The sequence below is a fragment of the Halomonas sp. QHL1 genome (assembly GCF_001882345.1).
Taxonomy (GTDB): domain Bacteria; phylum Pseudomonadota; class Gammaproteobacteria; order Pseudomonadales; family Halomonadaceae; genus Vreelandella.
In genome coordinates, this window is record NZ_MINL01000001.1 from 1568664 (window position 1) to 1591310 (window position 22647).

Consider the following 22647-nt stretch of genomic DNA (forward strand, 5'->3'; position numbering starts at 1 on the left):
AAACAAAAACGCCCAGCCTTGGCTGGGCGTTATTGTTGCAAAGCTTTAAGTTAAAGTCAGGTGCTTTACTCCAAGCCAAGCGTTTCAATTACCGCGGCCACTCTTTTACGTTCATCGCCCTGCAGTGTTTTAAGCGGCAGGGGCAAACAAGGCTGGCTTACTCTGCCAGTGATTTCTGCAATGGTAGCTGCCACTCGCAGGCTTCCGCCGTATTCCCGGTAGAGTGCCCAGAGCGGCTCTAGGGTGCCTGAAAGCGCTCTGGCCCGTTGAGCATCCCCCGCCTGGGCTGCCCGGGTTATCGCCAGCGCTGCTTTCGGGTATAGCCCGCCGATTACCGAGTACCAGACATCGCAACCCGCGTTTAGCCCGGTGGCGGCGGCTGCGTCGCCGCTGATGCCGATGGTGACATCTGCGGGAATCAGCTTGCGCAACCTTGCCACCCGCTCCTTTGCGGATTCAATATCGTTGCTCACCGGCGGAATTTTGATAGAGCGAACCTGGGGCAGCTGGGAGATACGTCCATGCAGCTCATCACTGAATTCAAAATGGGTAGTGCCGGGGTTGTCGTAAACACATAGCGGCACACTCAGCGATTGGCAGACCGTGGCGTAGAGGTCGTAAACCTCGTCATCGGTGAGCTTTTGGTAGGAAACCGGCGCTAGTAACACTCCGTTGACGCCTGCCTGCTGAGCACTTTCCGCATTGGCCAGCACATCGCGGGTACGTAGCGCTCCAATGCCTGCGACAACAGGCACGCTGCCTGCGTTTTCAACGCTAATCAGGGCAACACGGGCGCGCTCATCTCGGCTTAAATAGGCGTAGCTACCTGTCGAGCCCAACACGCCAATGGAGTCCACTGCTGCCTCTGTTAAAGACTCAACTAAACGGGCAAACTCACGCTCATTAATGCTCTGCTCGTTCATGGGGGTTAGCGGAAAAGCACTTAGTCCGGTGAACATGATCGATAATCCTTTTATTATGAATACCAATCGCCGTGTCGCACTAGCGAATAGCTATGTTGTATAGAAATGTGGGAAATGGATAGCCTCAACTTATCCTCATTATTTGTTGGCATAACTTTCTGTTTTTTTTCTTGAATTGATCTAGTGTTTGAGTATGTGCCGTATCGATACGGCATAATTATTTTTTGGATGCGTATCTTTCAGTTATACCCGTAGAGCTGAATATAATAACAGTTTCGTTAGTGCTGCGAGGGAGAACACGTCATCAATTCATACACATCGAAAGTGCAGAGTAGAGTTGCATTGCGCGTGAACCTGGCGTCCATCAATCAACCAGTAATCCACCACCAATGCAATCACCCGTCATAAGCGGTTTTCCATTGCGATTGGCCTTACTGTCAGTGACCATCCTTATTTTGCTGGTGGGGATCGCTTTCGCAGCAACGAGTGCCACCGCTCGGGAAGCATCGCTTTTTTTAGTGGCTCATCCTGATGTCACTACCCGCTGGCTAAATCGAGATACCACCCGCGCGATATTCGCGATGCGCCAACGCACATGGCCAGATGGTCAAGCAGTCAGGGTATTCGTATTAAGTAATAGCAACCCCGTCCACGCTCGCTTTACCAAAGAGCAATTAGCGGTTTACCCGCACCAACTTCAGTTGGCCTGGGATCGCATGGTCTTCTCAGGTACCGGGCAATCCCCCGACCGAGTAAGCGATCAGGCCGAGATGCGCGAACGCGTTGCCACGACACCCGGTGCCATTGGCTATCTTGAAGGGGAGTATCTGGATGATAGTGTCCAAGTCGTTTCGATGGAGTGAATGCCGAGCCACCGCCGCTTTGGTAGGCGCCATTGTGATGGGTTTATCTGCTCATGCCCAAAGCGATGAACACCCTATGGATACTCTGCAGGTTCATGGTTTTCTTAGCCAGGCACTGGTCATTACTGACGATAATAATTTCTTTGGTCACAGCAGCCGAGGCGGAGGCAGTCTCGAATTCACTGAAATCGGCCTAAACGTATCCTTACGCCCCCATCATGATGTGCTTGTTGCTGCTCAGATGTTAAGTCGTCGGGCTGGAGGTGCCAGTAGCGATGCTCAGCCAGAGCTCGATTATGGGCTCATTGATTATCAGATGGTTTCCAACCAGCAACGTACCTTTGGTGTTCAGTTAGGACGGTTCAAAAACCCCTTCGGTTTTTATAATCAGACACGTGATGTGGCCTTTACACGCCCTAGCATACTGCTGCCCCAATCCATTTACTTTGATCGCACTCGTTCGCTGGCGCTTTCAGGAGATGGGGTGAGCCTTTATCACGAGGAAAGACTGGCGACAGGAGTTCTACGTACGCAGGTAGGTGCCGGCCAAGCTCAAACAGGTGAGGACCTACAAAGCACGCTTCGTCTAGAGGATGTGCCGGGCAAACTGAAGGCTAAACAGTCAGCTATAGGCCAAATTCGTTATGAGCATGACGGAAGTCGTATTATTGCGGCGCTGAGTGCTGCTCAAGCGAAAGCAAGCTTTGATTCCAGCATTTCGGAACAGGCAGACATCTCCTTTCGGTTTCGCCCAGTTGTTTTGTCATTACAATACAACGAAGAACTTTGGAGCTTAACGGGCGAGTTCGCCCTAAGGCGAACGAAACTGGGTGGCGTAGAAAACCGCTTAGTAAATGATGTCACGGGTGAAAGTTGGTATTTCCAATACGCGCGCCGTTTTGCAAGTGAATGGCAATGGCTAGTACGTTACGACAGCCTCACAAGCAATCGCGCAGACCGCAACGGTAAATCTTTTGAGGAGAGTACCGGGGGTAACATCCCAGCCCATACCCGATTTGCAGATGATCTGACATTTGGTCTGCAGTGGACGCCACACCCTCAAGTTATGTTGTCAGGTGAATACCACAATGTGGACGGTACGGGTTGGCTGCCCATTCAGGATAATCCAGATTCATCAGCGACCAGCCGACACTGGAATATGTGGTTATTCCAGCTTTCGGTGCGCTTCTGACGTTTCCCCGATCCTGGCTAGGACGTTACTGCGATGAAAATACCTTCCCTTTTTCGAACGCCTCAGCGTCTTAGCCTGACTTGGCGAGTCATCGCGTTAAGTAGCCTAATACTGTTGGCACTGGTATCGCTTTTTACTTGGCTGGGCCACGAAAACTTAACCAGGCAATTTCAGGAAAGTCGGACTCAGCATCATGAACGCCAACAGCGAGAAATCCGTTTAGCGCTACGCCGTTCATCGGAAAACTTACGTCAGTTAGCCGGCTTAACCTCCGCTTCAGCGAGCATTGGCCTGCCATTACAAGCGGGCAGCACAGCCGATGTCGAGCAAGCGCTGGACTCCCAGTGGCCCGCTCTCCAGCTCGAAGCGGGAATTGATGAGGTTCTAATCATTAATACGCCCGGTCAGGTCTTGGGCAGCTGGGGAACCGGGAATTCGCAAGCACAGCTCCCCATACTGAGCTGGGTCAGACATGTTATGAACACCGAGCGGCCACTGACAGAGCTTCGCTGTTCAACTAGCTGCCAGCAGTTCGCTGCCGTACCGGTGCTGGTGGAGGGAGAGAGTGTCGGCATGGTCGTGCTTTCCCGCGCGTTAGCCGATGTCACTCGGCAAGCCAAAGAAGTGTCTGGCAGCGAGGTAGCGCTACTCGTCACCGGGCCCGCTGAAGAGAGTCGGGGGGCGGCAGTACGACAACTGAAAGCGTGGAATGGCCAATTGCTGGCACTCACAAGCGAAGAACAAAGCTTAGTACCTATACAGCTGGCGGCAGAGACTGCCCCTGTTCGCCGTTTGATGGAAGCACCATTAAGCCTTGAACATGGCGGAAGGAATTTAGAAATCAGCGCAGTGCGCATGGGAGAAAATAACGAACGTAGCAATATCGGATACTTCCTGCTGATATCAGATATTACCGAGCAAATTAAGGCTATTAATCAGGATACCCGCACGCTGTTGTTCGTAGGTGTGCTCGGCTGGATTGCTGCTGAACTACTGCTATTGGTCATATTGCTTGGTCCTATGGCTCGTTTACGTAGAGTAGCCGGATTGCTTCCAGCCCTGGCCAACGGAAAATTTAGTGACATACGCTCCGCCATTCCCAGCCGACGTCGCCGCATTCCCGACGAGATAGATGTCCTTGAGAGCACCACGCTTGAGCTTTCACGCCAACTTGAAATGTTAGAGGGTGAAGTCCAAGAACGCGGCGACCAACTCGCTGAACGTATTGATGAGCTAGCCAAAGAGCGTGATTTCGTTAATGGCCTGTTGGATACAGCCCAGGTGTTTATCATTGCCCAAGATTGCACTGGACGCATCAGTCTAGTGAATGAGTATGCTCAGCTGATGTTGGGGCTTAATGAGGCTTCGTTACTTGGGCGTCATTTTGCTGATGTCTTTGAGGCAGGTATCCCTACCAAGGTGAATACGTTTTCCCATCCCCAACAAGAGGAAAAAACGCTACGTACGCCCGACCACCACCTTCATACTATTGCTTGGTATCATGCTCCTTTACAAACAAGTAGTGAGGGAAAGGTATCGCGTATATCGGTAGGGCTTGATATTACCGAACGCAAGGCTGCCGAAGCGCGACTAACTTGGTTGGCTGAACGCGATCCGCTGACGGAGCTGTACAACAGGCGCTACTTCCAATATGCACTGCAAATCGCCCTTGAACGTCCCTCGAAAATAAAAGGCGCGATACTGTTGCTTGATTTAGACCAGTTCAAAGAGGTTAACGAGCTGAGCGGGCACCACGTGGGTGACAAATTACTGTGTGAAGTGGCCAGCATCCTCTCCCATAATCTTGGCGGCCGTGGCGTCATTGCCCGTCTGGGCGGTGACGAATTTTCCCTGCTATTAGAAGATACCAACGCCGAACAAGCGGTAAATATCGCGCAATATATCGTCCAGCTATTAGAGGGTATCGGCTTCGTTATCGGCGAGCGGCGACACCGGGTAACGGCCAGTATTGGTATTGCTCTGTACCCCACACATGGCAATACGCCAGCAGACCTGATGGCTAGCGCCGATGTGGCTATGTACAAAGCTAAAGAGAGCGGTCTCCAGCATTGGCATCTACTTTCCAAGTCGGAAAATGCCAAAGACGAACTACAAGAACGCGTTTACTGGGTTGAACGCATCCACAATGCACTTGAAGAGAATAGCTTTGAGCTAATGGTCCAGCCCATCATGCGCCTGGAAGACCAAGACGTAAAACACCACGAGGTGCTGCTGCGAATGCGCGACGCAGATGGCAGCCTAATTGCTCCCACGCACTTTATTCCTATTGCCGAGCAGAGCGGACAAATTGTCTTAATCGACCGCTGGGTATTGCGGCACAGTTTAAAAGTACTTAGCCAATTGCAGGATCGGGGTATCACACTAGCGGTGAACCTCTCCGGCCAGTCCCTTCACGATGGAGGGTTAAAACAGTATATAGCAGACGAGCTGGCGGCCAGCGGCGCTGATCCTCACCACTTAATATTGGAAGTAACAGAAACCGCTGCGGTTACTGACTTTTCTACCGCACGGGGCGTATTACAAGCAGTCCGCGACCTTGGTTGCCGCACCGCACTGGATGACTTTGGAGTGGGCTTCAGTAGTTTCCATTACCTAGGTCAGTTGCCCGTCGATTACATTAAAATTGATGGCTCTTTTATTCGCAGCTTGCTGATTAGCCCTGACAGTCGCGTCATTGTTCGCGCTATTGCCGACATTGCTAAAGGTTTTGGCAAGCAAACGATTGCTGAGTTCGTTGATCAGGAAGCACTATTGCCAATACTTAAAGCTTATGGGATAACTTATGGTCAAGGGTTTCATTTAGGTCGGCCAGTTCCCATCCATACAGCTTTTAAGAACTATGGGTGACAAGCATTATTTTCAAAAAAATAACTAGCCATCAAACTAATCGATAAATAAGGGAAAATAGTGATGGAAGCAGCTCAAAAAAAGGAGAAAACCAGTAACACTGCTTTAGATGCTTTTACGTCTTTTAATGATGACTTTATTATCAGCATTGCTGTCAATGAAAACGAAAAATATCGAATATACAAGCTTCGCCACGAAGTTTACTGCCAAGAAATTGGTTATCACCCAGCCCAAATAACTAACCTAAATATCGAATCTGATATTCACGACGCTCATTCCATTCACTGCTTGATCGAACACCGACGCTCTGGGCTGGCAGCTGGCTGCCTTAGATTGGTATTACCAGCGCCTCTTCATGAGGGAAAAATGAAGAGACTGCCTCTCCAGGATTTTGGTCAACAGACGCTTCCACACGAAGTTTTGCACCCCGCTAAACTGCCATATGAGAGTATTTGTGAAATATCGCGTTTTGCTATTGCTAGAGCATTTCGCCATAAAGCGATAAATCATGAAACGCTTACTCCAAGCGCTTTTGATTACCAATTTACAGCCACTGAAAGAAAGACGTTTCCTTTAATAGTTATTGCCTTATTCCTCGCAACTTACGCACTCGTCGGCTTAATGAAAAAACGTCACGTATTTGCCATGATGGAACCAAGGCTTCCAAGACTTCTCTCCATGTCTGGCTTCAAGTTTACAAAAATTGGAGAAACTATCGAAATGCATGGTAAGCGAAACGCTTTTTACATTGATCACAGTAAAGCAGAAAAAGAGATGCATGATGAACTAATGCCGTTTTATCTTCACATCCGAGAAACTTTAGAACCACAATTAAAAGAACTGCTGGAAACAAAACACAGCAGCTCTATCGCTTAGCTTAATTACCCTTCAATTATGGTGTACTGTTGCTCTCAAGTGTTGATGCGGATCTAAAATCATTAACCGTTATGCTGGTAAATTTCTCTAAAAAAAACACCAGTGTTTCGGGACATTGGAAACGCTCCTCAAATCGCTCTTGACTCTCTTGCGATCGCCGCGTCACGCTTGCCTTATAACCTTCATTTGATTTAGACACCTGTACGCTATTCTCACGCGTTCCGTCACGTTTGATGGCTGTTATAGGAGAGTTATCGTTCAATAAAACGTCTAGCTGTCGGGCCGCAGTGCGCTCTTCATCAGACGCCCAGAGAGGTTGATCCCGATCTCCATAACGGTAGAGCATAATGACCAACATGACCGAAAAGATACTGCTGGTCAGCATCCAGGTTAATAAAACGCTCGACAGCGGGGTTGTCAGCATAATGATTAGCTGAACCACAATGCCCACTGCCAGCACACCGGCTAAAGGCCTCCACATACGTGGATTCATAAACCTGCGCTTCAAGATATATCCCCAAAGCCCAACCACCCCTAATGCTCCTAACAGTAAATGCACGGGAGCAAGTAGCGTTCCCCCTCCCGACAATAGGGCAATCACTCCAATAATTACCATTAAACTGTAGAAAGCAGCTAACAGGTAGTAAGCGCGATCAAGGGTCATATGCAGTCTCCATGCGGGTTAACCGATGGCCTTCGGCGCCATCGGCTTTATTGTTATAGCAATGCGGATAAAGCCTTGAAATGCAGTATAGATTATTACAGCAATTCTTCACTATTGCCTTGGTAACCAGGGCTACAGGTTACAGCCCCTGTGCGCCCCGGCGCAGCCAGTCGTGGACAAACGCAAGTTTACGGCGGGCAGTCTCCGAGAGCACAAAGGGGTAAAGGTCCGGCAATCCCATCGAGCGATTGACGTGATTGACCCCAACGGTGAGCGAAGCTGCCACGTAAATCAAGCGCTCCGCATCAGGCTCTGCATATGGCTCCCATTGATGACTGGGTAGCTCTGGTGAAGAGAGATCCGATGCCGCAAAGCTATCGGCAATATCGGTTAAATGCAGCAGGTGCGCGGCAGTTTCGGCCCAATCTTCGTGGGGGTGTGCAGAGGCATAGGTAGTTAAATAGCGCTCTTTCCAATCGGGCGGCGGCCCATCTTGGTAGTGCCGCTGGAGCGCGACCTGATAATCCTGTCGCTCGTCGCCAAACATCTCGCGGAAAGCGTCCAGAAAATCTTCGCGCAGGCTTAGCCGCCACCACAGCATATGAGATATTTCGTGGCGCATATGGCCAATCATCGTGCGATAGGGCTCTTCAAGCGCTTCACGACGCGTCGTGACTAGCACGGGGTCTACCTCGGCCACACTAATGGTTACCACCCCTTCAATGTGCCCCATAGGAACAGGCGACCGGCCCTCCGCCAATAGATGAAAAACAGGTGGTGCCCCTGGGTCTTCCGGGCGGAACCAGTGCCAGCGCCCGAGGTTATCCAGCACCCAACGTTTGGCTGCTTCAGTCTTTGCCCAATTTGGAATCGCATCGGGAAGGGTGGGGTCTGGCGCCAGCGCCGTCATGGCACAAGCGCGACAAAAAGCCCCCTCTTCGGGCGCAATCCAGTTACAACCGATAATGTCACGATTGATGCAGAAAGGTGGCATTGGCACAAAGGCCCGGGCCTGAGGGTCATAGGCGACTGGGGTACCGTCTGCGGTTGCGAGATTGTCGAACCAAAGAGAGCCCGAACCTACGGGATTTGAAAATACGCGCATACGATGAAGCTCCTGAAAGCGAGAAAAAGAGAACCTCCGTAACCGACAGAGCGTCCTCTTTTCCAAAATCCTATTAAAAAGTGTGCAGCGCCCCTAACTTCATCTCAAGACGACTTCATTTCAAAACTATCGAATTCAAGCTATTTCATTTAAAGATTATTTCATTTCAAAACCGCGCTGGATCAAAAAGCCACGCATATGAGGGCGCAACTTGTTATCGAACAACGGCTTAAGGTTGCGGGACCAATCGGTATCTTTATTACTGCTACTGCGAGCCTGATAGTAAGCCTGCATCGTCGTATCGAAGGCCTCTACCTGATCACCGTCTTCAGTGTAGTAGTCTTCTTTAAGGACTGCCTCTACGGGTAAGCGTGGCTTCACTTCAGGCTCGTGATCTGGATAACCGAGGCACATACCAAATACCGGGTAAACGTGCTTGGGTAGGCGCAGTAGATCGCTAATCGCTTGGGGATTATTGCGAATACCGCCGATATAGCAGATCCCCATCCCTTCGGACTCAGCCGCTACCGCCACGTTTTGCGCCATCAGCGCCGTATCCACTGTCGCCACCAACAGTTGCTCGGTCATTCCGCGCACAACGTTCGCGCCAGTGCGCTCTGAAGCCTCTGTTGGGCGCTTCATATCAGCGCAGAAAACTAAAAAGTCTGCACTTGAGGCTACATAACCTTGCCCACCGGCCAATTCTGCTATCTGTTCACGGTTTGCCTGGTCTTTCACATGGATAACGGTATACGCCTGAACATGGCTGGATGTCGCTGCCCCCTGCCCCGCTTGGATAAGCTCCAGCAGCAATTCCTTTGGAATCGGTCGATCACTAAATTTACGGATCGAACGGTGGGATTTCAGTAACTTAATAACGTCGTTCATGGAACCTCGCTTATCTGTATAACGCTTATCTGAATCAACTAAGTAACAGGGTAACAGATTTGTACAATATGACAGGATTGGCTGATGACTCTAAAAATGGCTACAGCAAATGCATGATCGCACCGCGCACGCCGCGTTGATCTAGCCATAGTTTGCCTAACGTAATCGGCAGTTTGAATCGACGCTTTCCCGCCGCACCTGGATTGAAAAGCAACTTTCCCTCCTGATGTTCATTGCGGGGTTTATGGGAGTGGCCATGCAGAAGTACATCACAAGAAGTCTTCGGGTCGAAATCCTCTAATCGGTGAACAAGGTGCAGACGTTTTTCGTTCACAATGATGTCCTGATGTATCGGCAAACGCGTCGCCCAGGCCGCCGTATCGATATTGCCCTGTACACAGAACACCGTCGCCAGTGTCTCCAAGCGTTCTAAAATCGCTTCATCCGCTTCTTTGCTGCCCACATCCCCCAGGTGCAGGATGAGCTCGCACCCCTTCAGCAGGCAAAGTGCTTCATCACGCAGCAACCCGTGGGTATCGGCAATAACACCAACGGGAGAATTAACCCTGTAGTACGGTAGAGATGGGCTCATTAACAATCTTTCTCCACGAGTAAATAGTGTCATTTTAGCTTTTTATGTTAGAACGCTATTAAAAATTGCTCGCCACGGCCGATATCTAAACTATCAAATAGATAGCGATGCCACGTCATTTATTAGATTTTCATTGTTTAGCTAATAAGTTAGCCACCAGCAAGCTATACTGTTAAGGCTATACGCTGATAACTGACAATTAATGGAATAATAACGACGCCAGGAAGCCGATATGACCAATACCCCTCAAAATGCACCCGGGCAGCAGTGGAATGCCAGCGACTACGCCCAAAATGCTAATTTTGTACCTAAGCTAGGCAGCGAAGTGGTCAAGCTGTTAGCACCACAACCCGGTGAACGTATTTTGGATCTTGGCTGCGGCGATGGCTCGTTGACAGAGCGCCTCATGCAACTGGGCGCTAACGTTCTCGGTGTAGATGCTTCAGAAGAGATGGTAAACGCGGCCCGACAACGCGGTGTGACTGCTCGCGTCGTTGATGGGCACCAACTGCCTTTCGACCATGAGTTTGATGCGGTATTTAGCAATGCGGCGCTGCACTGGATGCTCGACCCCCAGGCGGTACTAGCAGGCGTTAAGCGTTCGTTGAAGCCAGGGGGACGGTTTGTGGCCGAGTTCGGTGGCCATGGCAATGTCGCCGCTATTTGCACGGCACTGATTGCCGCCCTTCAGTTCCGGGGGATTAGCGCCCGTGGCCGCCATCCCTGGTACTTCCCGACAACTCATGAGTACGGTCATTTGCTGAAAACAGTCGGTTTCAAAGTAGAAACCATTGAGCTGATCCCGCGCCCTACTCAACTGCCCACGGGAATGATTGGATGGCTTGAGACATTTGCCAGCCCTTTCTTACATGGTCTTGATGAGGATGTGCGCGATGCCGTGCTTGAGAACACCTTGACGCTGCTGGGCCACAGCCTACGCGATGAGCAAGGAAACTGGACGGCAGATTACGTGCGCCTGCGTGTTTCCGCTAGAGCATAAGTGGTAGCTGCCTTTTAGTGACAAAAAAGCCGCCGACGATAAGTGCATTTATCATCGGCGGCTTTGGCTAAATTAAGGCCTAGAACTCATCCCATTCATCGACGGCATCTTTTTTACTTTGCGTTGCCTGCTGGCTTGGCGTTGGCTGAAAACGGCTGCCGACTTGTGGTTGGTCTTGTTGCTGCCGGGTAGTGCCCTTATGCGTTAGCGCAACTGCATTGCCAGCACTCTCATCAATGCGGAAGGTAGCCATCAAGTCGGCCAGCTCGCGGGCCTGCTCCTCTAGCGAGCTAGCAGCCGTGCTGGTTTGTTGCACTAGAGCAGCATTCTGCTGAGTGACCGAGTCCATTTCGGTAAGCGCAGCATTAATCTGCTCAATGCCACTGTTCTGCTCCCGAGTGGCGGTCGAAATTTCGCCCATCAGGGTAGTGACTTGACGAATCGCATCCACCGTTTGGTGAATTGTCTGCCCACTGCGCTCTGCTTGTTCAGCACCACCGTTAATTTTCGTGGTGGTCTGCTCGATCAGGCTACGAATTTCTTTGGCGGAGTCAGCACTGCGCGTCGCTAATGAACGAACCTCGCTGGCTACAACGGCAAAGCCACGGCCTTGCTCGCCTGCTCGCGCGGCCTCAACTGATGCATTGAGCGCTAAGATATTAGTTTGGAAGGCAATGGAATCGATCACACCGATAATATCGTTTACCTGGCTAGCACTGGCCGCAATCTCACGCATGAGTTGCACCGTGCGCTCCACCTCTTCACCTCCTGACTCCGCCGACTGTGACGCCTCGACCGAAAGCTGATCCGCCTCTTGGGCTGTTTCAGCATTTTTACTTACCGTGGTCGACATCTCCTCCATGCTGGAGGCAGTTTGCTGAAGCGCAGAGGCCTGCTGCTCGGTTCGTGAAGAGAGATCCTGGCTTCCCGCAGAGATATCTCCCGCGCCGCTGAAAACGCGCTCGCTACTGCCTCTCAACGCCATAACCAGTTGTTTTAACTTCTCCTGCATGGCTGACAGGCCACTGAACAACTGACCAATTTCGTTGCGACCACGATCCTCAATCTGGCCTGTTAGATCGCCATCAGCTATCCGCGCAAAGTGCTCACTGGCGCGGCGAAGAGGCCTTACAACGCTACGCATCATTGCCCATCTAATTGCCACCACTGCTACTAGTGAAATGATCAAAAGGGTAATGGCGATAGCGCCAATGATAGTCGCCAGGCGATTGACCTGCTGAAGAACGTTAGTACCGCGCTGCTCGGTATAAGCAATAAAACCGCTCATGGCCAGATCCAACTCGGCGCTCAGTGTCCCCAGCTCCTCTTGACTGCGCTGGATTTGAAAAGGAGCGGCCTCTAGCAGCGGCGAAATGCCCTCTGTCACAAATGCATTGTAAGAGCTGACAATCGCATCACGGTGGGGGACCAGCGTACCTTCAGGATTGATGGGCACGGCACGAAACTCGTTAAAACGTGCCTCTGCCTCAGCCACTGCCTCTGCTGCCATGGCAAGGCTTTCCTGTCCTTTCTCTGGGTTACCTTGAGTACTAAAACTTGCGGAACGGTCTAAAAATGTTTGCGCTCTAAGCGCATGTACTTGTGTTCGGTTGGCTAAATTCGTAAGCCGTACATTGGTAGCCGTTAGCTCTTCAAGTGCCTGAGAGCTGTTGTGATTAGCGTAAAACCCAAGGCCGCTGATCAAGCCAATCATAAGCACCAGTAAGGCTAATGCAGCAGTCAGGCTCCATTTAATAGAGAGGTGCTTCATCCCATTGATCCCTTTTTTCGTTTATAAGTCATTCGATTAGCTATCGGCCAAGCTAAAGCCAACTGAAGCATTACAGAGCTAATTTAGACATTGGTATAATACTTAGCGTGATAGATGCCGAAGCAAGCAGTTAAGACGCCACGGCGATTTTTTGCCGACTGGCCTTGTGAGACACATCCACCTGAAGCCAAGCCCCCGCCATACACTCTAGGCGAGGAGCCTCGACCACCCCCTGCAAGCGCGCCCGTGACAGCAGCGTGGCCTTAGTGTTGGCTTTAAGCGTACCAACCATATGCCCGTCGATATCGACACAACTCCCCTCGATGTAAGACGCTACATGGCCAGTGGCAGTCACTGAGATAGGATGATTGGGCGCAATGAGCGTCCCCTCTAAACGGCCTTTAATGATCACAGGTTCATCAGCGATCACTTTGCCTGAAATATGCGTGGCCGACCCAATTCGGCTGCCACCAGATATGCACTCAATGTTGACGGGAGGCGTCGCAGTGGGGGCATCCGCTTCAGGTGGCAACATCGCTTCAATGGGTAAGTCTGGGATGGGAGCGGAGCCCGCTGCATGCGCGTTGTGCGATATACCAACCGCGCTCAAAGCGCGCTGTTTTAACTTACGGCGCTTGCCATCCCATACGATCAGTGTCATTGCCCCAACGCCCAGCACAATAAACCATACTTGAATACCCATGCTGCTGTCCTACCGCTATAGATGTGGTTACCCCAGTTAACGTTATACTCGCTCTGCTATATTACGGCGGCGTGAATAAGCCCATTCACTTGGCTTAACTCCAGGCTTTAAGACGCTAACAAGCCGATTAAGGTATTTGATGCTCTCTCAATGCACCTCAAAGGCGCTTTGTCTTCATTCACCAGGAGTCACCCTATGTTTAACAAAGCCAAGAATTCCCCACCTGAAAACAAGGCTGCGACGCTAATACCCTCAGATTCACGTTCTTCTGCCAAGCAAGGCACGCCAACCAGCAGTGCGCGGCCAAGCCTTTCCGTTATCGGGGGGCATACACAAGTGGAGGGAGACATTAATAGCGATGAAGATTTGACGGTAGAGGGACGCGTAAGCGGCATTATCACCTGTAAACAGCACACAGTTACCCTGGGTGCCAGTGGCTATATCAATGGCGATGTATTTGCCCATACGCTGCATATATCCGGTGAAGTAACAGGCAACTTGGTGGCACTTCACCGTGCGACGATTCACAAAGGTGCCCAGGTCTCCGGCACCATAGTCGCCCCCTGTCTGGTACTGGAAGATGGCAGCGTTTTCCACGGCAGTATCGATATGAATCCTGACAACGAAGTGCTAAAAAACGCCTTTAACGATGCTACCGGCAGCGCGACAAAAACCTCGCCAAAAACAACCGTCGATAAACGTGCAACCGCAAGTGCGAACGCCGCAGAGCACGACACGACAAAAGCAAAAGCTAACGATTAAGACGCTATCAGCAGCATCAGCGGCGCTGGGCACACACTGGACAAGCGGGGTCGCGGGGTACTTGAAAGTGCCTCCATTGGCCGCTTAAGCCATCAAAGGTGGAGAGCCCCTGATGAGCAGAACCTGCGCCACTAAGCAGCTTAAAGGCTTCTACCGCCTGAAAGCAGCCGATTAAGCCCACCAGTGGCGCCATAACGCCACTTTCTGCGCAGCTTAGTGCTTCGTCGCCGCTGTCATCGGGCGGATAGAGGCAGGCGTAGCAGGGGCAAGTTACGTCGCGGGGATCAAATACCGCCAGTTGACCTGAAAAGCGAATAGCCGCTCCCGATATCAGCGGCACCCCGGCCTTTTGAGAGGCGGCATTCACCGCATAGCGACTTGAGAAACGATCGGTACAGTCGAGCACCACATCCGCCGAAGCGACTAAGCGCTCAAGCGGTTCGCCCGCCACATGCTCATCTAATGCAATCACGTGGCAGTGCGGGTTGAGTGCCTGCATGCTGGCCTGGGCAGAGTGCGCTTTATTCAAACCAATACTGGCGTGCTGGTGGGCAATTTGGCGCTGGAGATTGGAGAGCTCGACATGATCGGCATCGGCAATCGTGATGCGCCCTACCCCCGCGGCAGCTAAATAGAGCGCTGCCGGTGAGCCCAAGCCGCCGGCACCAATAATCACTGCATGGGCAGATTGCAGGCGTTCCTGGCCTTCAATATCCACCTCGGGCAGCATAATCTGGCGGCTATAGCGCAGCAGCGCCTGGTCATCCATCATCGGCTTACTTATCCTCAAATTCCTCGAAGGCGGGGACGTGTAAATTGAAGCTCTCTTTTACCTCTTCCATCACCACGTAGCTTTTCGATTCTTTCACGCCCGGCAGCGTTAACACCACATCGCCCAATAGTTGACGGTAAGCCGCCATTTCGGGAATGCGGCACTTCAAGATGTAGTCGAACTGTCCCGAGACGAGGTGGCACTCCTGAATCTGCGGCAGCTTTTCGACGGCACGGCGAAACTCGTCAAAGACCGCTGGAGACTGCGTTTCTAAGCTGATCTCGACAAAGACTAATAAATTGGCTTTCAAAGCCCGCGGATCAAGGATGGCTTGGTAACCACGAATAATACCCGCTTTCTCCAAACGCTTAACGCGCTCAAGACAAGGGGTTGTGGATAAGCCCACTTCCGAGGCTAAATCGACGTAAGAAATACGTGCATTTTCCTGCAAGCAGCGCAGGATTTTAAGGTCGATACGGTCCAGCGTTCTATTTTTTGGTTTCATGGCAGGATCCAATACTGATGAATCAGGCAGTTATTAAAGGTGCCCTAGGGTAACCCGTTCATGCCCACCCAGGTCACGAACACTTTCAACGTTTTGATAGCCAGCGCAATTAAGTGCCTCACGCACCATTTCGGCCTGTTGATAGCCGTGTTCAAGCAGCAACCAACCTGACGCCGCTAGATAGCGCTGCGCGGAGTTTACCAAATGCAGCAAATCGGCCATGCCACAGGCGTCAGCGACAAGCGCTGAGCGTGGCTCAAAACGCACATCGCCTTCGGCTAGATGAGGATCATCGGCGGCGATATAAGGAGGGTTACTGACAATAATATCGAAACACTTACCCGCTTCCGCATAGGCGTCCAAGGCGGCAAACCAATCGCTTTGTAAAAACGTGGCGTTAGCGATCCCCAACGCTTGCGCGTTACGGGTTGCCAGCTCCACTGCCTCAAAGCGCAGATCCACGCCCAGTACTTGCCAGTGGGGCTGCTCGCTGGCAAATGCCAGGGCAATGGCCCCAGTCCCCGTGCCAAGATCGAGCAGTCGGCCTGAGGGCAGCGCCGCTCGGCCAAGCGCAAGCTCAACCAGGGTTTCGGTATCGGGCCGGGGAATTAACGTATCGGGTGAAGTGGCTAAGCGCAGCCCCCAAAATTCGCGTTCGCCGGTAAGGTAGGCGACCGGTGTGCCCTGGGCACGTGCAGCAATTAGCGCATCGAAACGGGCGTGCTCCCATAAGGGGCACATTTTATCGCCCCAGGTGTAGAGCCAGGTGCGATCACGCCCGAGCACGTGGCATAACAGCACTTCAGCGTCGATACGCGGCGAGCTGGAACCCGCCGCCTGCAAGCGTTGGGCAGCCTGTTTCAACAGCGCATCAAGGGTCATTAGACGTCCTGAAGGGCTGAGAGCTGTTCCGCTTGATACTCGTGAATCAGCGGGCTAATCACGTCATCCAGCTGTTCTCCGCTAACCACTTCGTTGAGTTTATAGAGGGTTAGATTAATGCGGTGATCAGTGATTCTGCCCTGAGGAAAGTTATAGGTGCGGATGCGCTCACTGCGATCCCCCGAGCCCACTAGCGAACGGCGTGCATCCGCTTGCGTCTGACGCTGGCTATCGACGGCATTACGCTTCAACTTCGCGGCCAGCAGCGACATCGCCTTGGCACGGTTTTTATGCTGGCTGCGCTCTTCCTGGCACTCCACCACCACGCCGGTAGGCAGGTGCGTAATGCGGATCGCAGAGTCCGTGGTGTTAACGTGCTGACCACCGGCACCGCTGGAGCGGTAGGTGTCCACGCGCAGATCCGAAGGGTTAATATCGATATCGCCAACGTCATCGACTTCAGGCATCACCGCGACGGTGCAAGCAGAGGTGTGAATACGGCCCTGGGATTCGGTCGCGGGGACGCGCTGTACCCGGTGGGCGCCGGATTCAAACTTGAGCTGGGCGTAAACACCATCGCCTTTGACACGGGAAATGATCTCTTTGTAGCCGCCCTGCTCGCCGTGACTGGCGCTAACCACCTCGACCCGCCATCCGCGTTTTTCGGCATAGCGTGAGTACATACGAAACAGGTCGCCAGCAAAAATTGCCGCCTCGTCACCGCCGGTACCGGCACGCACTTCCAGAAACACCCCTCGTCCATCGTCAGGGTCTTTAGGCACCAGCAGGCGCTTCAGCTCGAGATCCAGCTCGGCTAATCGTTCCCGCCCTTCGCTTAGTTCCATCTCCGCCAACTCGCGCATATCAGCGTCGCTATCACGGCTAAGCTGCTCAGCTTCGTGCATATTGGTTTCAATATCACGGTAGCGCTGCCAGGCCGCCACCAGCTCTTCTAACTCGGCATATTCACGTGAGTAGTCGCGAAAGCGCTGCTGGTTATTGATCACGTCGGGATCCGACAGCAGCATCGACAGCTCTTCAAAGCGTTCGGTAAAGCTGTCTAAGCGTTGGCGCAGAGTCTCTTTCATGCGGGCGTATCATCCTTCTGGCGGTTAACCGTGGGCGCAGGCGTGGTCTCGAATGCTGGTTTTGTGGGCAGCAGCAGGCGCGGGGCGGCATTCAGCAAGTCGTGGTGCTCTTCAGAGGCCGCATCGCGTATGGCCTGGGTGGGCCGGTGGAGCAAACGGTTGGTCAATTGATGGGCCAAACGCTCAATGACCTTAGCGGGATCTTCACCCCGCGCAAGCCGCTCCAGCGCTTGGTCGCGGGAAAGATCGCGCAGCACTTCGCCATGTTGGCGGTAGTCGCGAATCAACTCGCCGCCGTTACGAATACGCCGCTCGTGCTGCCAACTCCCCACCCCGTGTTCAATCAACGACTCGGCTTGATCAGCGGCCACCTGGCGGTGACGACGATTTTCCTGGATTACCTCTTCCAAGTCGTCCACGGTGTAGAGGAACACATCCGCTAGCTCGCCCACTTCAGGCTCAATATCCCGAGGCACCGCGATATCGACCATAAATACCGGCCGATGGCGGCGTTTTTTGAGTGCGCGCTCAACCATACCTTTGCCAAGTATGGGTAGCGGGGAGGCAGTGGAAGAGATCACAATATCGGCATGTTCAAGGGCGTCAGGAATCTCTTGCAGGGTAATCGCCGTCCCCCCCAAAGGACCTGCCACCAGTTCAGCGCGTTCACGGGTGCGATTGGCGACGGTAAGCTGGCGAACGCCCGCTTCGTGCAAATGGCGGGCAACTAATTCGATGGTTTCACCGGCGCCGATTAGCAGCGCGCGTGAACGGCTAAAATCATCAAAAATACGACTGGCCATGCTGACGGCGGCGTAAGCCACTGAAACGGGGTTTTTGCCGATGCCGGTTTCGGTGCGCACCTGTTTGGCCACCGCGAAGGTGTGCTGAAACAGGCGTTCAAGCTCACCGCCCAGGCCCTTGGATTGGCGCGCCTGCTGATAGGCGTCCTTCAACTGACCCAAAATCTGCGGCTCGCCCAGCACCATAGAATCCAGGCCAACCGCTACGCGCATTAAATGGCGCGCCGCATCGTTGTCTAAATAGTGGTAGGCACAGCGCGTCAGCTCGTCGACGCGTAAGTTATGAAAGCGTCCGAGCCAATTGAGTACCGCCTGCTCGCCAGCCGCATCCGTGACACAGTAAAGCTCCGTGCGGTTGCAGGTAGAGAGCACCGCCGCTTCACTGATTTGTGGCAGGTTACGCAATTCAGCCAACGCGGTTTCAAGCTGCGTTGGCGTAAAAGCCACCTGCTCACGCACGGCCACGCTGGCGGTACGATGATTTATTCCCAGGGCAAGAAGCGTCATGCGTTATGCGTCTTCGCTAGTGTGTCGGACTTTTTGTCAACCGCCGTTATGATAAGCGGCCGCACCGTCAATTAGGGCTTGCTAAAACAAGTCTTTAGCGTGGTTCGAGCGCTGCCTACAAAAACCTGTCATTGGTAGGCATAAAGTTTGCTGACCACTTTTTCAAGGAGGAACATTCTATCACAGCAGGCTATCATCTGGCCCACACCACTTTGCCGCAGGCAGGCAAGCCGCTATGCTGGGCATTCGGCCACTTGATCGAGAGACGCATGCGACCTCGCTTTTCATTATCGGGCACTGTATTAATGGGCCCTACCTGTTCAGGCTTCTCATTAGTGAGCTCTATGTTACGGCATTCGATACTACTACCCTTGGCCGCCTCTGCTCTGCTGCTGAGCGGCTGCCAATCTACGCCTAGTTCACAAGATGGCCCCCTCGGCACCTGGGCCGACGATCCGATGCGCAATGCGCCGCCGATCACCCGTGGGCTGGATGCCGCTGGACTAAGCACTCTGCTCGGCGCCGAGCTTGCTGGCCAGCGTGGCGACTACCGCTACGCAAGCCAGGGCTACCTTGAAGCGGCTAAGCGCTATCGAGAGCCAGCACTTGCAGAGCGTGCCACCTTCGCGGCCCGCTTTGGCAATGAGACCTCACTAATAGAGGCTTCCGCACTTCGCTGGCGAGAGCTTGCCCCCCAGGCAGAAGCACCCAATCGCCTGCTGGCGGCTTTTTCACTCCAGCGCGGCGATTGGCTCGACAGCCTCGAGCAGCGTCTTGATATAGTTGAAGCGGGCGGCCACGGCGATGTCACCGCCTTCGCAGAGGTTGCGGTGGCTGAAGAGGCGCCGCTGAAGTTGATTGCCCAGCAGTTGCGTGGGCATTTAGCCCGCCCAAACGCGGACCAACTGCCCCATCACAGCGATGTGCTGCTGGGCACGGCCTTAATCGAAGCTGCCCTTGGCGACACCGCACCTGCCCAACGGCGGCTTGATCAAGTCGAGCTACTCGACCCCGAATCCGCTGCGTTATGGCTGGTGAAAGCGCGCTTGGCGCTGGAGGTTGAAGATTACCCAACCGCCCAGCGCGCGGCCCAGCAGGGTCTCGAGCTCGCGCCTGACGATGTGCGATTTATTCTGTTACTGGCCCAGGCGGAAATTCGTCTTAACAATATTAGTGCTGCAGAAGTGCAAACCAATGCTCTACTGGAAAGCCATGGCGGCAATGAGGATCTGCGTTTATCGCTAGCCCAACTTTATCTTGAAGAAGGCCACCCCGAACCCGCGCAACGCTTGCTGCAGCCGCTGATTGGCCAATCTAACGTGCCGGATTTCGCCTATTACTTACTTGGTGCCATCACGCAAACGCAAGGTGATACTGACAATGCGCTGCTTTATTATCGCCAAGTCAGCGAAGGCAATGAATTTTTACCCGCTCGCGCGGCGGCGGCGCAAATGCTGATTGAGGAGGATCGTCTGCTTGATGCTCGCGCCTTCCTACGAATTGAGCGGATGCGCTTTGATAATTACTTCACCGAACTGGTAATGCTCGAAGTCCAATTGCTGGACGAAATGAATCAGCCTGCGGATGCTGATGCGCTTCTGGACCGCGAAATAAGCCGTACACCTGATGATGCATCGCTGCTTTATATGCGCGCCATGCGCCGCTGGGAAGCGGGCAACATTACGGGTATGGAGCAGGATTTACGCCAGATTCTGCGCACCGACCCAGACAATGCAGAAGCGCTCAATGCACTCGGCTACACGCTAGCCGACCTTAACTTGCCAGGGCGTTTGCAAGAGGCGTTTGAGCTGATTGAGCGCGCCTACGAGGCCGACCCTGACAATCCTGCCGTGCTCGACAGCATGGGCTGGGTCTACTTCCGCCTTGGCAAACCTGAAGAAGCGCTGCCCTGGCTTGAAAGTGCCTATACTCAGCTGCCTGACCAGGAAGTGGCCGCGCATCTAGCCGAAGTGCTGAAAGTGCTGGGACGTGATGAAGAAGCACGTCAGTTGATCCAGCAAATCATGCAGCGGACGAACCAGCACCCGGTGATCGACGGACTGCTTGAGCGTTATCCTGAGCTCAGCCCTTAAATAAGCCCTGAACTTACGTCGCCAGAGGCACCCTAACCCTGCGAACTATCCTTTTAAGCGCACTCATCATGTTACCCTTGCGCCGCAATCATCTGACATGGAGCCTGTTTATGTTGACACTGACGTCCCCTTCGCCCCGCTGGCCATTAACACGCCACTCTTCGCGCCTCTGGCTTGCCGGTCTCGCGCTACTCTTGCTCGCCGGGTGTGCCTCCCAGGCCCCCATGGATGAAAGTGGCCGCCAGGCAGGACAGTGGGAACGCCAACAAGCCGACGTAGAGGCTTTCGATTCCTGGACGCTGGTCGGCAAAGCGGGATTGCGCACCCCAGAAGAGAACGTCAGCGCCAACCTGGATTGGAATCAAACCCCCTACTATTTCCGCATGCTGATCAGCGGACCGTTTGGTGGCGGGCGAAATGTACTTGAGGGCCGTGAAGGCCGCTTCTCGCTCTCCAATAGCGATGGGCGCTTCGAAGCAGAAACGCCGGAAGCCTTAATGGAAGAGCAGCTTGGCTGGTCACTGCCTGTTAGTGCCATGCCAGACTGGGTGCGTGGCCTACCCGGTGACCATGATAGTTTTCAGCTAGAAACCGATGAGCTCGGCTTCCCCAGCCACTTGGCACAAGACGGCTGGGAAATTGACTACCGCGACTGGGAGCAGTTTGAAGGTATGTGGCTGCCGCGCAGGTTAATCATGAACTATGACGATGTACGAATTACGCTGGTCGTCAACCAGTGGCAAGCTAGCGAAGAGTAAAGGTAACCGTTTCAATGAACGCGCCATTAACGCTTCCCGCCCCGGCCAAGCTTAACCGCATGCTGCATATAGTGGGCCGTCGTGAAGACGGCTACCACGCACTGCAAACGCTATTTCAGTTTATCGACTTGTGCGACCACCTTACGCTGGCCCCCCGTGATGACGGGGAGATTCACTTGACCAGTGAGGTTAGTGGCGTTAGCCACGATGACAATTTGGTGGTACGCGCTGCACGGCTATTGCAACAGCATAGCGGCTCTGCACTCGGTGCCACGCTTACGATCGAAAAGCAGCTGCCAATGGGAGGCGGTTTAGGGGGCGGCAGCTCCAACGCGGCCACCGTTTTAGTCGGCCTGAACCACCTCTGGCAGCTCAACCTACCGCTAGTCGAACTAGCATGCCTGGGGCTTCAGCTTGGGGCCGATGTGCCGGTGTTCGTACATGGTCATAGCGCCTGGGCTGAAGGGGTTGGTGAGCAGCTTACCGCGGTGACACTGGACACCCCTTGGTTCGTGATTATTCACCCCGGCATAAGCGTGTCTACGCCAGACGTCTTCCAAGACCCGCAATTGACACGTGACAGCCACCCCATTACTATGGCGCGCGCACTGCAGGGGGGAGCGCCAGGGTGGCGCAATGACTGTGAAGCCGTAGTAAAGGAACGCTATCCGCCCATTGCGGAAGCCCTCCACTGGCTTGCACAGCACGCACCTAGTCGGTTGACCGGCACGGGGGCTTGTCTGTTTGCTGCTTTCGACACACAGCAATCGGCACAGGCAATCGCGCAATTAGCGGGTCAACGTTGGCCGACATGGGTAGCACGCGGACTCAACACCTCTCCCCTACATGATGCTCTGGGCTATTTATAGTCCCGCTCTGGGCAGCAAAAAGCGCCCGGTCAGCGCGTTAGGTTATTGCTGGGGTATCGCCAAGTGGTAAGGCACCGCTTTTTGGTAGCGGCATTCCCAGGTTCGAATCCTGGTACCCCAGCCAACCCAACAATGGCCTGCGTTTTTCCCCTGATCCCCAACA

21 protein-coding genes and 1 tRNA gene are annotated in these 22647 nt (G+C 53.3%); 10 read left to right on the plus strand and 12 right to left on the minus strand.

The features are described 5' to 3' along the window. Positions 1 to 65: 65 nt before the first annotated feature. Positions 66 to 959, minus strand: a complete 894-nt coding sequence (locus QHL1GM_RS07190; protein ID WP_071693851.1) for a dihydrodipicolinate synthase family protein — start codon at positions 957 to 959, stop codon at positions 66 to 68. Positions 960 to 1363: 404 nt separating this feature from the next. Between QHL1GM_RS07190 and QHL1GM_RS07195 the strand changes: the two genes are divergently transcribed. The 4 genes from QHL1GM_RS07195 (at position 1364) to QHL1GM_RS07210 (ending at position 6722) form a co-directional block, all read left to right on the plus strand. Further along, positions 1364 to 1786: a hypothetical protein gene (locus QHL1GM_RS07195; protein WP_368087063.1), complete on the plus strand. Its 423-nt coding sequence runs from the start codon at positions 1364 to 1366 to the stop codon at positions 1784 to 1786. A 37-nt stretch (positions 1787 to 1823) separates the two neighbouring features. Then, positions 1824 to 2978 carry a hypothetical protein gene (locus tag QHL1GM_RS07200; RefSeq protein WP_071693852.1) on the plus strand — a complete coding sequence of 385 codons (1155 nt, stop codon included), beginning with the start codon at positions 1824 to 1826 and terminating at the stop codon, positions 2976 to 2978. A gap of 33 nt (positions 2979 to 3011) precedes the next feature. Then, on the plus strand, positions 3012 to 5846 hold the full coding sequence (locus QHL1GM_RS07205; protein WP_071693853.1) for an EAL domain-containing protein: 2835 nt from the start codon (positions 3012 to 3014) through the stop codon (positions 5844 to 5846). 63 nt (positions 5847 to 5909) lie between these two features. Beyond that, positions 5910 to 6722, plus strand: coding sequence for a PEP-CTERM/exosortase system-associated acyltransferase (locus tag QHL1GM_RS07210; protein WP_071693854.1), 813 nt, complete (start codon positions 5910 to 5912; stop codon positions 6720 to 6722). 16 nt (positions 6723 to 6738) lie between these two features. On the opposite strand, the gene QHL1GM_RS07215 is transcribed toward QHL1GM_RS07210, so the two are convergent. From QHL1GM_RS07215 to QHL1GM_RS07230, 4 genes are all read right to left on the minus strand, one after another. Continuing rightward, entirely contained in the window at positions 6739 to 7386 is a 648-nt protein-coding gene (locus QHL1GM_RS07215; RefSeq protein WP_071693855.1) for a hypothetical protein, read from the minus strand. Positions 7387 to 7525: 139 nt separating this feature from the next. After that, positions 7526 to 8491, minus strand: a complete 966-nt coding sequence (locus QHL1GM_RS07220; protein ID WP_071693856.1) for a putative zinc-binding metallopeptidase — start codon at positions 8489 to 8491, stop codon at positions 7526 to 7528. Between the two features lie 156 nt (positions 8492 to 8647). After that, positions 8648 to 9379, minus strand: a complete 732-nt coding sequence (gene nfsA, locus QHL1GM_RS07225; protein ID WP_071693857.1) for an oxygen-insensitive NADPH nitroreductase — start codon at positions 9377 to 9379, stop codon at positions 8648 to 8650. Positions 9380 to 9479: 100 nt separating this feature from the next. Further along, positions 9480 to 9971 carry a metallophosphoesterase gene (locus QHL1GM_RS07230; RefSeq protein WP_071693858.1) on the minus strand — a complete coding sequence of 164 codons (492 nt, stop codon included), beginning with the start codon at positions 9969 to 9971 and terminating at the stop codon, positions 9480 to 9482. 232 nt (positions 9972 to 10203) lie between these two features. Here QHL1GM_RS07230 and QHL1GM_RS07235 point away from each other — a divergent pair, with 232 nt between their 5' ends. After that, positions 10204 to 10971, plus strand: a complete 768-nt coding sequence (locus tag QHL1GM_RS07235; RefSeq protein ID WP_071693859.1) for a class I SAM-dependent methyltransferase — start codon at positions 10204 to 10206, stop codon at positions 10969 to 10971. 79 nt (positions 10972 to 11050) lie between these two features. Here the strand turns inward: QHL1GM_RS07235 and QHL1GM_RS07240 are convergent, their stop codons facing one another. Both QHL1GM_RS07240 and QHL1GM_RS07245 read right to left on the minus strand, forming a co-directional pair. Beyond that, positions 11051 to 12742 (minus strand): methyl-accepting chemotaxis protein, encoded by a 1692-nt coding sequence (locus QHL1GM_RS07240; protein WP_071693860.1) that lies wholly within the window; start codon positions 12740 to 12742, stop codon positions 11051 to 11053. A gap of 130 nt (positions 12743 to 12872) precedes the next feature. Further along, positions 12873 to 13445: a polymer-forming cytoskeletal protein gene (locus QHL1GM_RS07245; protein ID WP_071693861.1), complete on the minus strand. Its 573-nt coding sequence runs from the start codon at positions 13443 to 13445 to the stop codon at positions 12873 to 12875. 195 nt (positions 13446 to 13640) lie between these two features. On the opposite strand from QHL1GM_RS07245, the gene QHL1GM_RS07250 reads away from it, so the two are divergent. Next, complete coding sequence (locus QHL1GM_RS07250; protein WP_071693862.1) at positions 13641 to 14207, plus strand: polymer-forming cytoskeletal protein; 567 nt, start codon at positions 13641 to 13643, stop codon at positions 14205 to 14207. Positions 14208 to 14223: 16 nt separating this feature from the next. On the opposite strand, the gene QHL1GM_RS07255 is transcribed toward QHL1GM_RS07250, so the two are convergent. Genes QHL1GM_RS07255 through hemA form a run of 5 tightly spaced genes read right to left on the minus strand, consistent with a single transcriptional unit; the run spans position 14224 to position 18764 of the window. Then, on the minus strand, positions 14224 to 14979 hold the full coding sequence (locus QHL1GM_RS07255; RefSeq protein WP_071693863.1) for a molybdopterin-synthase adenylyltransferase MoeB: 756 nt from the start codon (positions 14977 to 14979) through the stop codon (positions 14224 to 14226). Between the two features lie 4 nt (positions 14980 to 14983). Beyond that, positions 14984 to 15484, minus strand: coding sequence for an Lrp/AsnC ligand binding domain-containing protein (locus tag QHL1GM_RS07260; protein ID WP_071693864.1), 501 nt, complete (start codon positions 15482 to 15484; stop codon positions 14984 to 14986). Positions 15485 to 15517: 33 nt separating this feature from the next. Beyond that, the gene (prmC, locus tag QHL1GM_RS07265; protein WP_071693865.1) at positions 15518 to 16366 is read right to left on the minus strand and encodes a peptide chain release factor N(5)-glutamine methyltransferase; all 849 of its coding nucleotides are present in this window, start codon (positions 16364 to 16366) and stop codon (positions 15518 to 15520) included. Next, positions 16366 to 17454 (minus strand): peptide chain release factor 1, encoded by a 1089-nt coding sequence (prfA, locus tag QHL1GM_RS07270; protein ID WP_071693866.1) that lies wholly within the window; start codon positions 17452 to 17454, stop codon positions 16366 to 16368. Before prfA ends, prmC begins: the two co-directional genes overlap by 1 nt. Further along, positions 17451 to 18764, minus strand: a complete 1314-nt coding sequence (gene hemA / locus QHL1GM_RS07275; protein ID WP_071693867.1) for a glutamyl-tRNA reductase — start codon at positions 18762 to 18764, stop codon at positions 17451 to 17453. Before hemA ends, prfA begins: the two co-directional genes overlap by 4 nt. Positions 18765 to 19108: 344 nt before the next feature. Between hemA and QHL1GM_RS07280 the strand changes: the two genes are divergently transcribed. The 4 genes from QHL1GM_RS07280 (at position 19109) to QHL1GM_RS07295 (ending at position 22608) form a co-directional block, all read left to right on the plus strand. After that, positions 19109 to 20857: a tetratricopeptide repeat protein gene (locus tag QHL1GM_RS07280; RefSeq protein ID WP_071693868.1), complete on the plus strand. Its 1749-nt coding sequence runs from the start codon at positions 19109 to 19111 to the stop codon at positions 20855 to 20857. Positions 20858 to 20967: 110 nt separating this feature from the next. Then, a complete protein-coding gene (lolB, locus tag QHL1GM_RS07285; protein ID WP_071693869.1) occupies positions 20968 to 21615 on the plus strand; it encodes a lipoprotein insertase outer membrane protein LolB in 648 nt (215 codons plus the stop codon). A 14-nt stretch (positions 21616 to 21629) separates the two neighbouring features. Further along, positions 21630 to 22484, plus strand: coding sequence for a 4-(cytidine 5'-diphospho)-2-C-methyl-D-erythritol kinase (gene ispE, locus QHL1GM_RS07290; RefSeq protein ID WP_071693870.1), 855 nt, complete (start codon positions 21630 to 21632; stop codon positions 22482 to 22484). Positions 22485 to 22533: 49 nt separating this feature from the next. Continuing rightward, positions 22534 to 22608 (plus strand) — tRNA-Gln (locus QHL1GM_RS07295). Positions 22609 to 22647 lie beyond the last annotated feature (39 nt).

What these genes read in the sequence shown, in the direction of transcription:
- QHL1GM_RS07190 (WP_071693851.1), bottom strand. Translation starts at nt 959, where the DNA reads ATGTTCACCGGACTAAGTGCTTTTCCGCTAACCCCCATGAACGAGCAG.
- QHL1GM_RS07200 (WP_071693852.1), top strand. Translation starts at nt 1,824, where the DNA reads ATGGGTTTATCTGCTCATGCCCAAAGCGATGAACACCCTATGGATACT.
- QHL1GM_RS07205 (WP_071693853.1), top strand. Translation starts at nt 3,012, where the DNA reads ATGAAAATACCTTCCCTTTTTCGAACGCCTCAGCGTCTTAGCCTGACT.
- QHL1GM_RS07210 (WP_071693854.1), top strand. Translation starts at nt 5,910, where the DNA reads ATGGAAGCAGCTCAAAAAAAGGAGAAAACCAGTAACACTGCTTTAGAT.
- QHL1GM_RS07215 (WP_071693855.1), bottom strand. Translation starts at nt 7,386, where the DNA reads ATGACCCTTGATCGCGCTTACTACCTGTTAGCTGCTTTCTACAGTTTA.
- QHL1GM_RS07220 (WP_071693856.1), bottom strand. Translation starts at nt 8,491, where the DNA reads ATGCGCGTATTTTCAAATCCCGTAGGTTCGGGCTCTCTTTGGTTCGAC.
- nfsA (WP_071693857.1), bottom strand. Translation starts at nt 9,379, where the DNA reads ATGAACGACGTTATTAAGTTACTGAAATCCCACCGTTCGATCCGTAAA.
- QHL1GM_RS07230 (WP_071693858.1), bottom strand. Translation starts at nt 9,971, where the DNA reads ATGAGCCCATCTCTACCGTACTACAGGGTTAATTCTCCCGTTGGTGTT.
- QHL1GM_RS07235 (WP_071693859.1), top strand. Translation starts at nt 10,204, where the DNA reads ATGACCAATACCCCTCAAAATGCACCCGGGCAGCAGTGGAATGCCAGC.
- QHL1GM_RS07240 (WP_071693860.1), bottom strand. Translation starts at nt 12,742, where the DNA reads ATGAAGCACCTCTCTATTAAATGGAGCCTGACTGCTGCATTAGCCTTA.
- QHL1GM_RS07245 (WP_071693861.1), bottom strand. Translation starts at nt 13,445, where the DNA reads ATGGGTATTCAAGTATGGTTTATTGTGCTGGGCGTTGGGGCAATGACA.
- QHL1GM_RS07250 (WP_071693862.1), top strand. Translation starts at nt 13,641, where the DNA reads ATGTTTAACAAAGCCAAGAATTCCCCACCTGAAAACAAGGCTGCGACG.
- QHL1GM_RS07255 (WP_071693863.1), bottom strand. Translation starts at nt 14,979, where the DNA reads ATGATGGATGACCAGGCGCTGCTGCGCTATAGCCGCCAGATTATGCTG.
- QHL1GM_RS07260 (WP_071693864.1), bottom strand. Translation starts at nt 15,484, where the DNA reads ATGAAACCAAAAAATAGAACGCTGGACCGTATCGACCTTAAAATCCTG.
- prmC (WP_071693865.1), bottom strand. Translation starts at nt 16,366, where the DNA reads ATGACCCTTGATGCGCTGTTGAAACAGGCTGCCCAACGCTTGCAGGCG.
- prfA (WP_071693866.1), bottom strand. Translation starts at nt 17,454, where the DNA reads ATGAAAGAGACTCTGCGCCAACGCTTAGACAGCTTTACCGAACGCTTT.
- hemA (WP_071693867.1), bottom strand. Translation starts at nt 18,764, where the DNA reads ATGACGCTTCTTGCCCTGGGAATAAATCATCGTACCGCCAGCGTGGCC.
- QHL1GM_RS07280 (WP_071693868.1), top strand. Translation starts at nt 19,109, where the DNA reads ATGTTACGGCATTCGATACTACTACCCTTGGCCGCCTCTGCTCTGCTG.
- lolB (WP_071693869.1), top strand. Translation starts at nt 20,968, where the DNA reads ATGTTGACACTGACGTCCCCTTCGCCCCGCTGGCCATTAACACGCCAC.
- ispE (WP_071693870.1), top strand. Translation starts at nt 21,630, where the DNA reads ATGAACGCGCCATTAACGCTTCCCGCCCCGGCCAAGCTTAACCGCATG.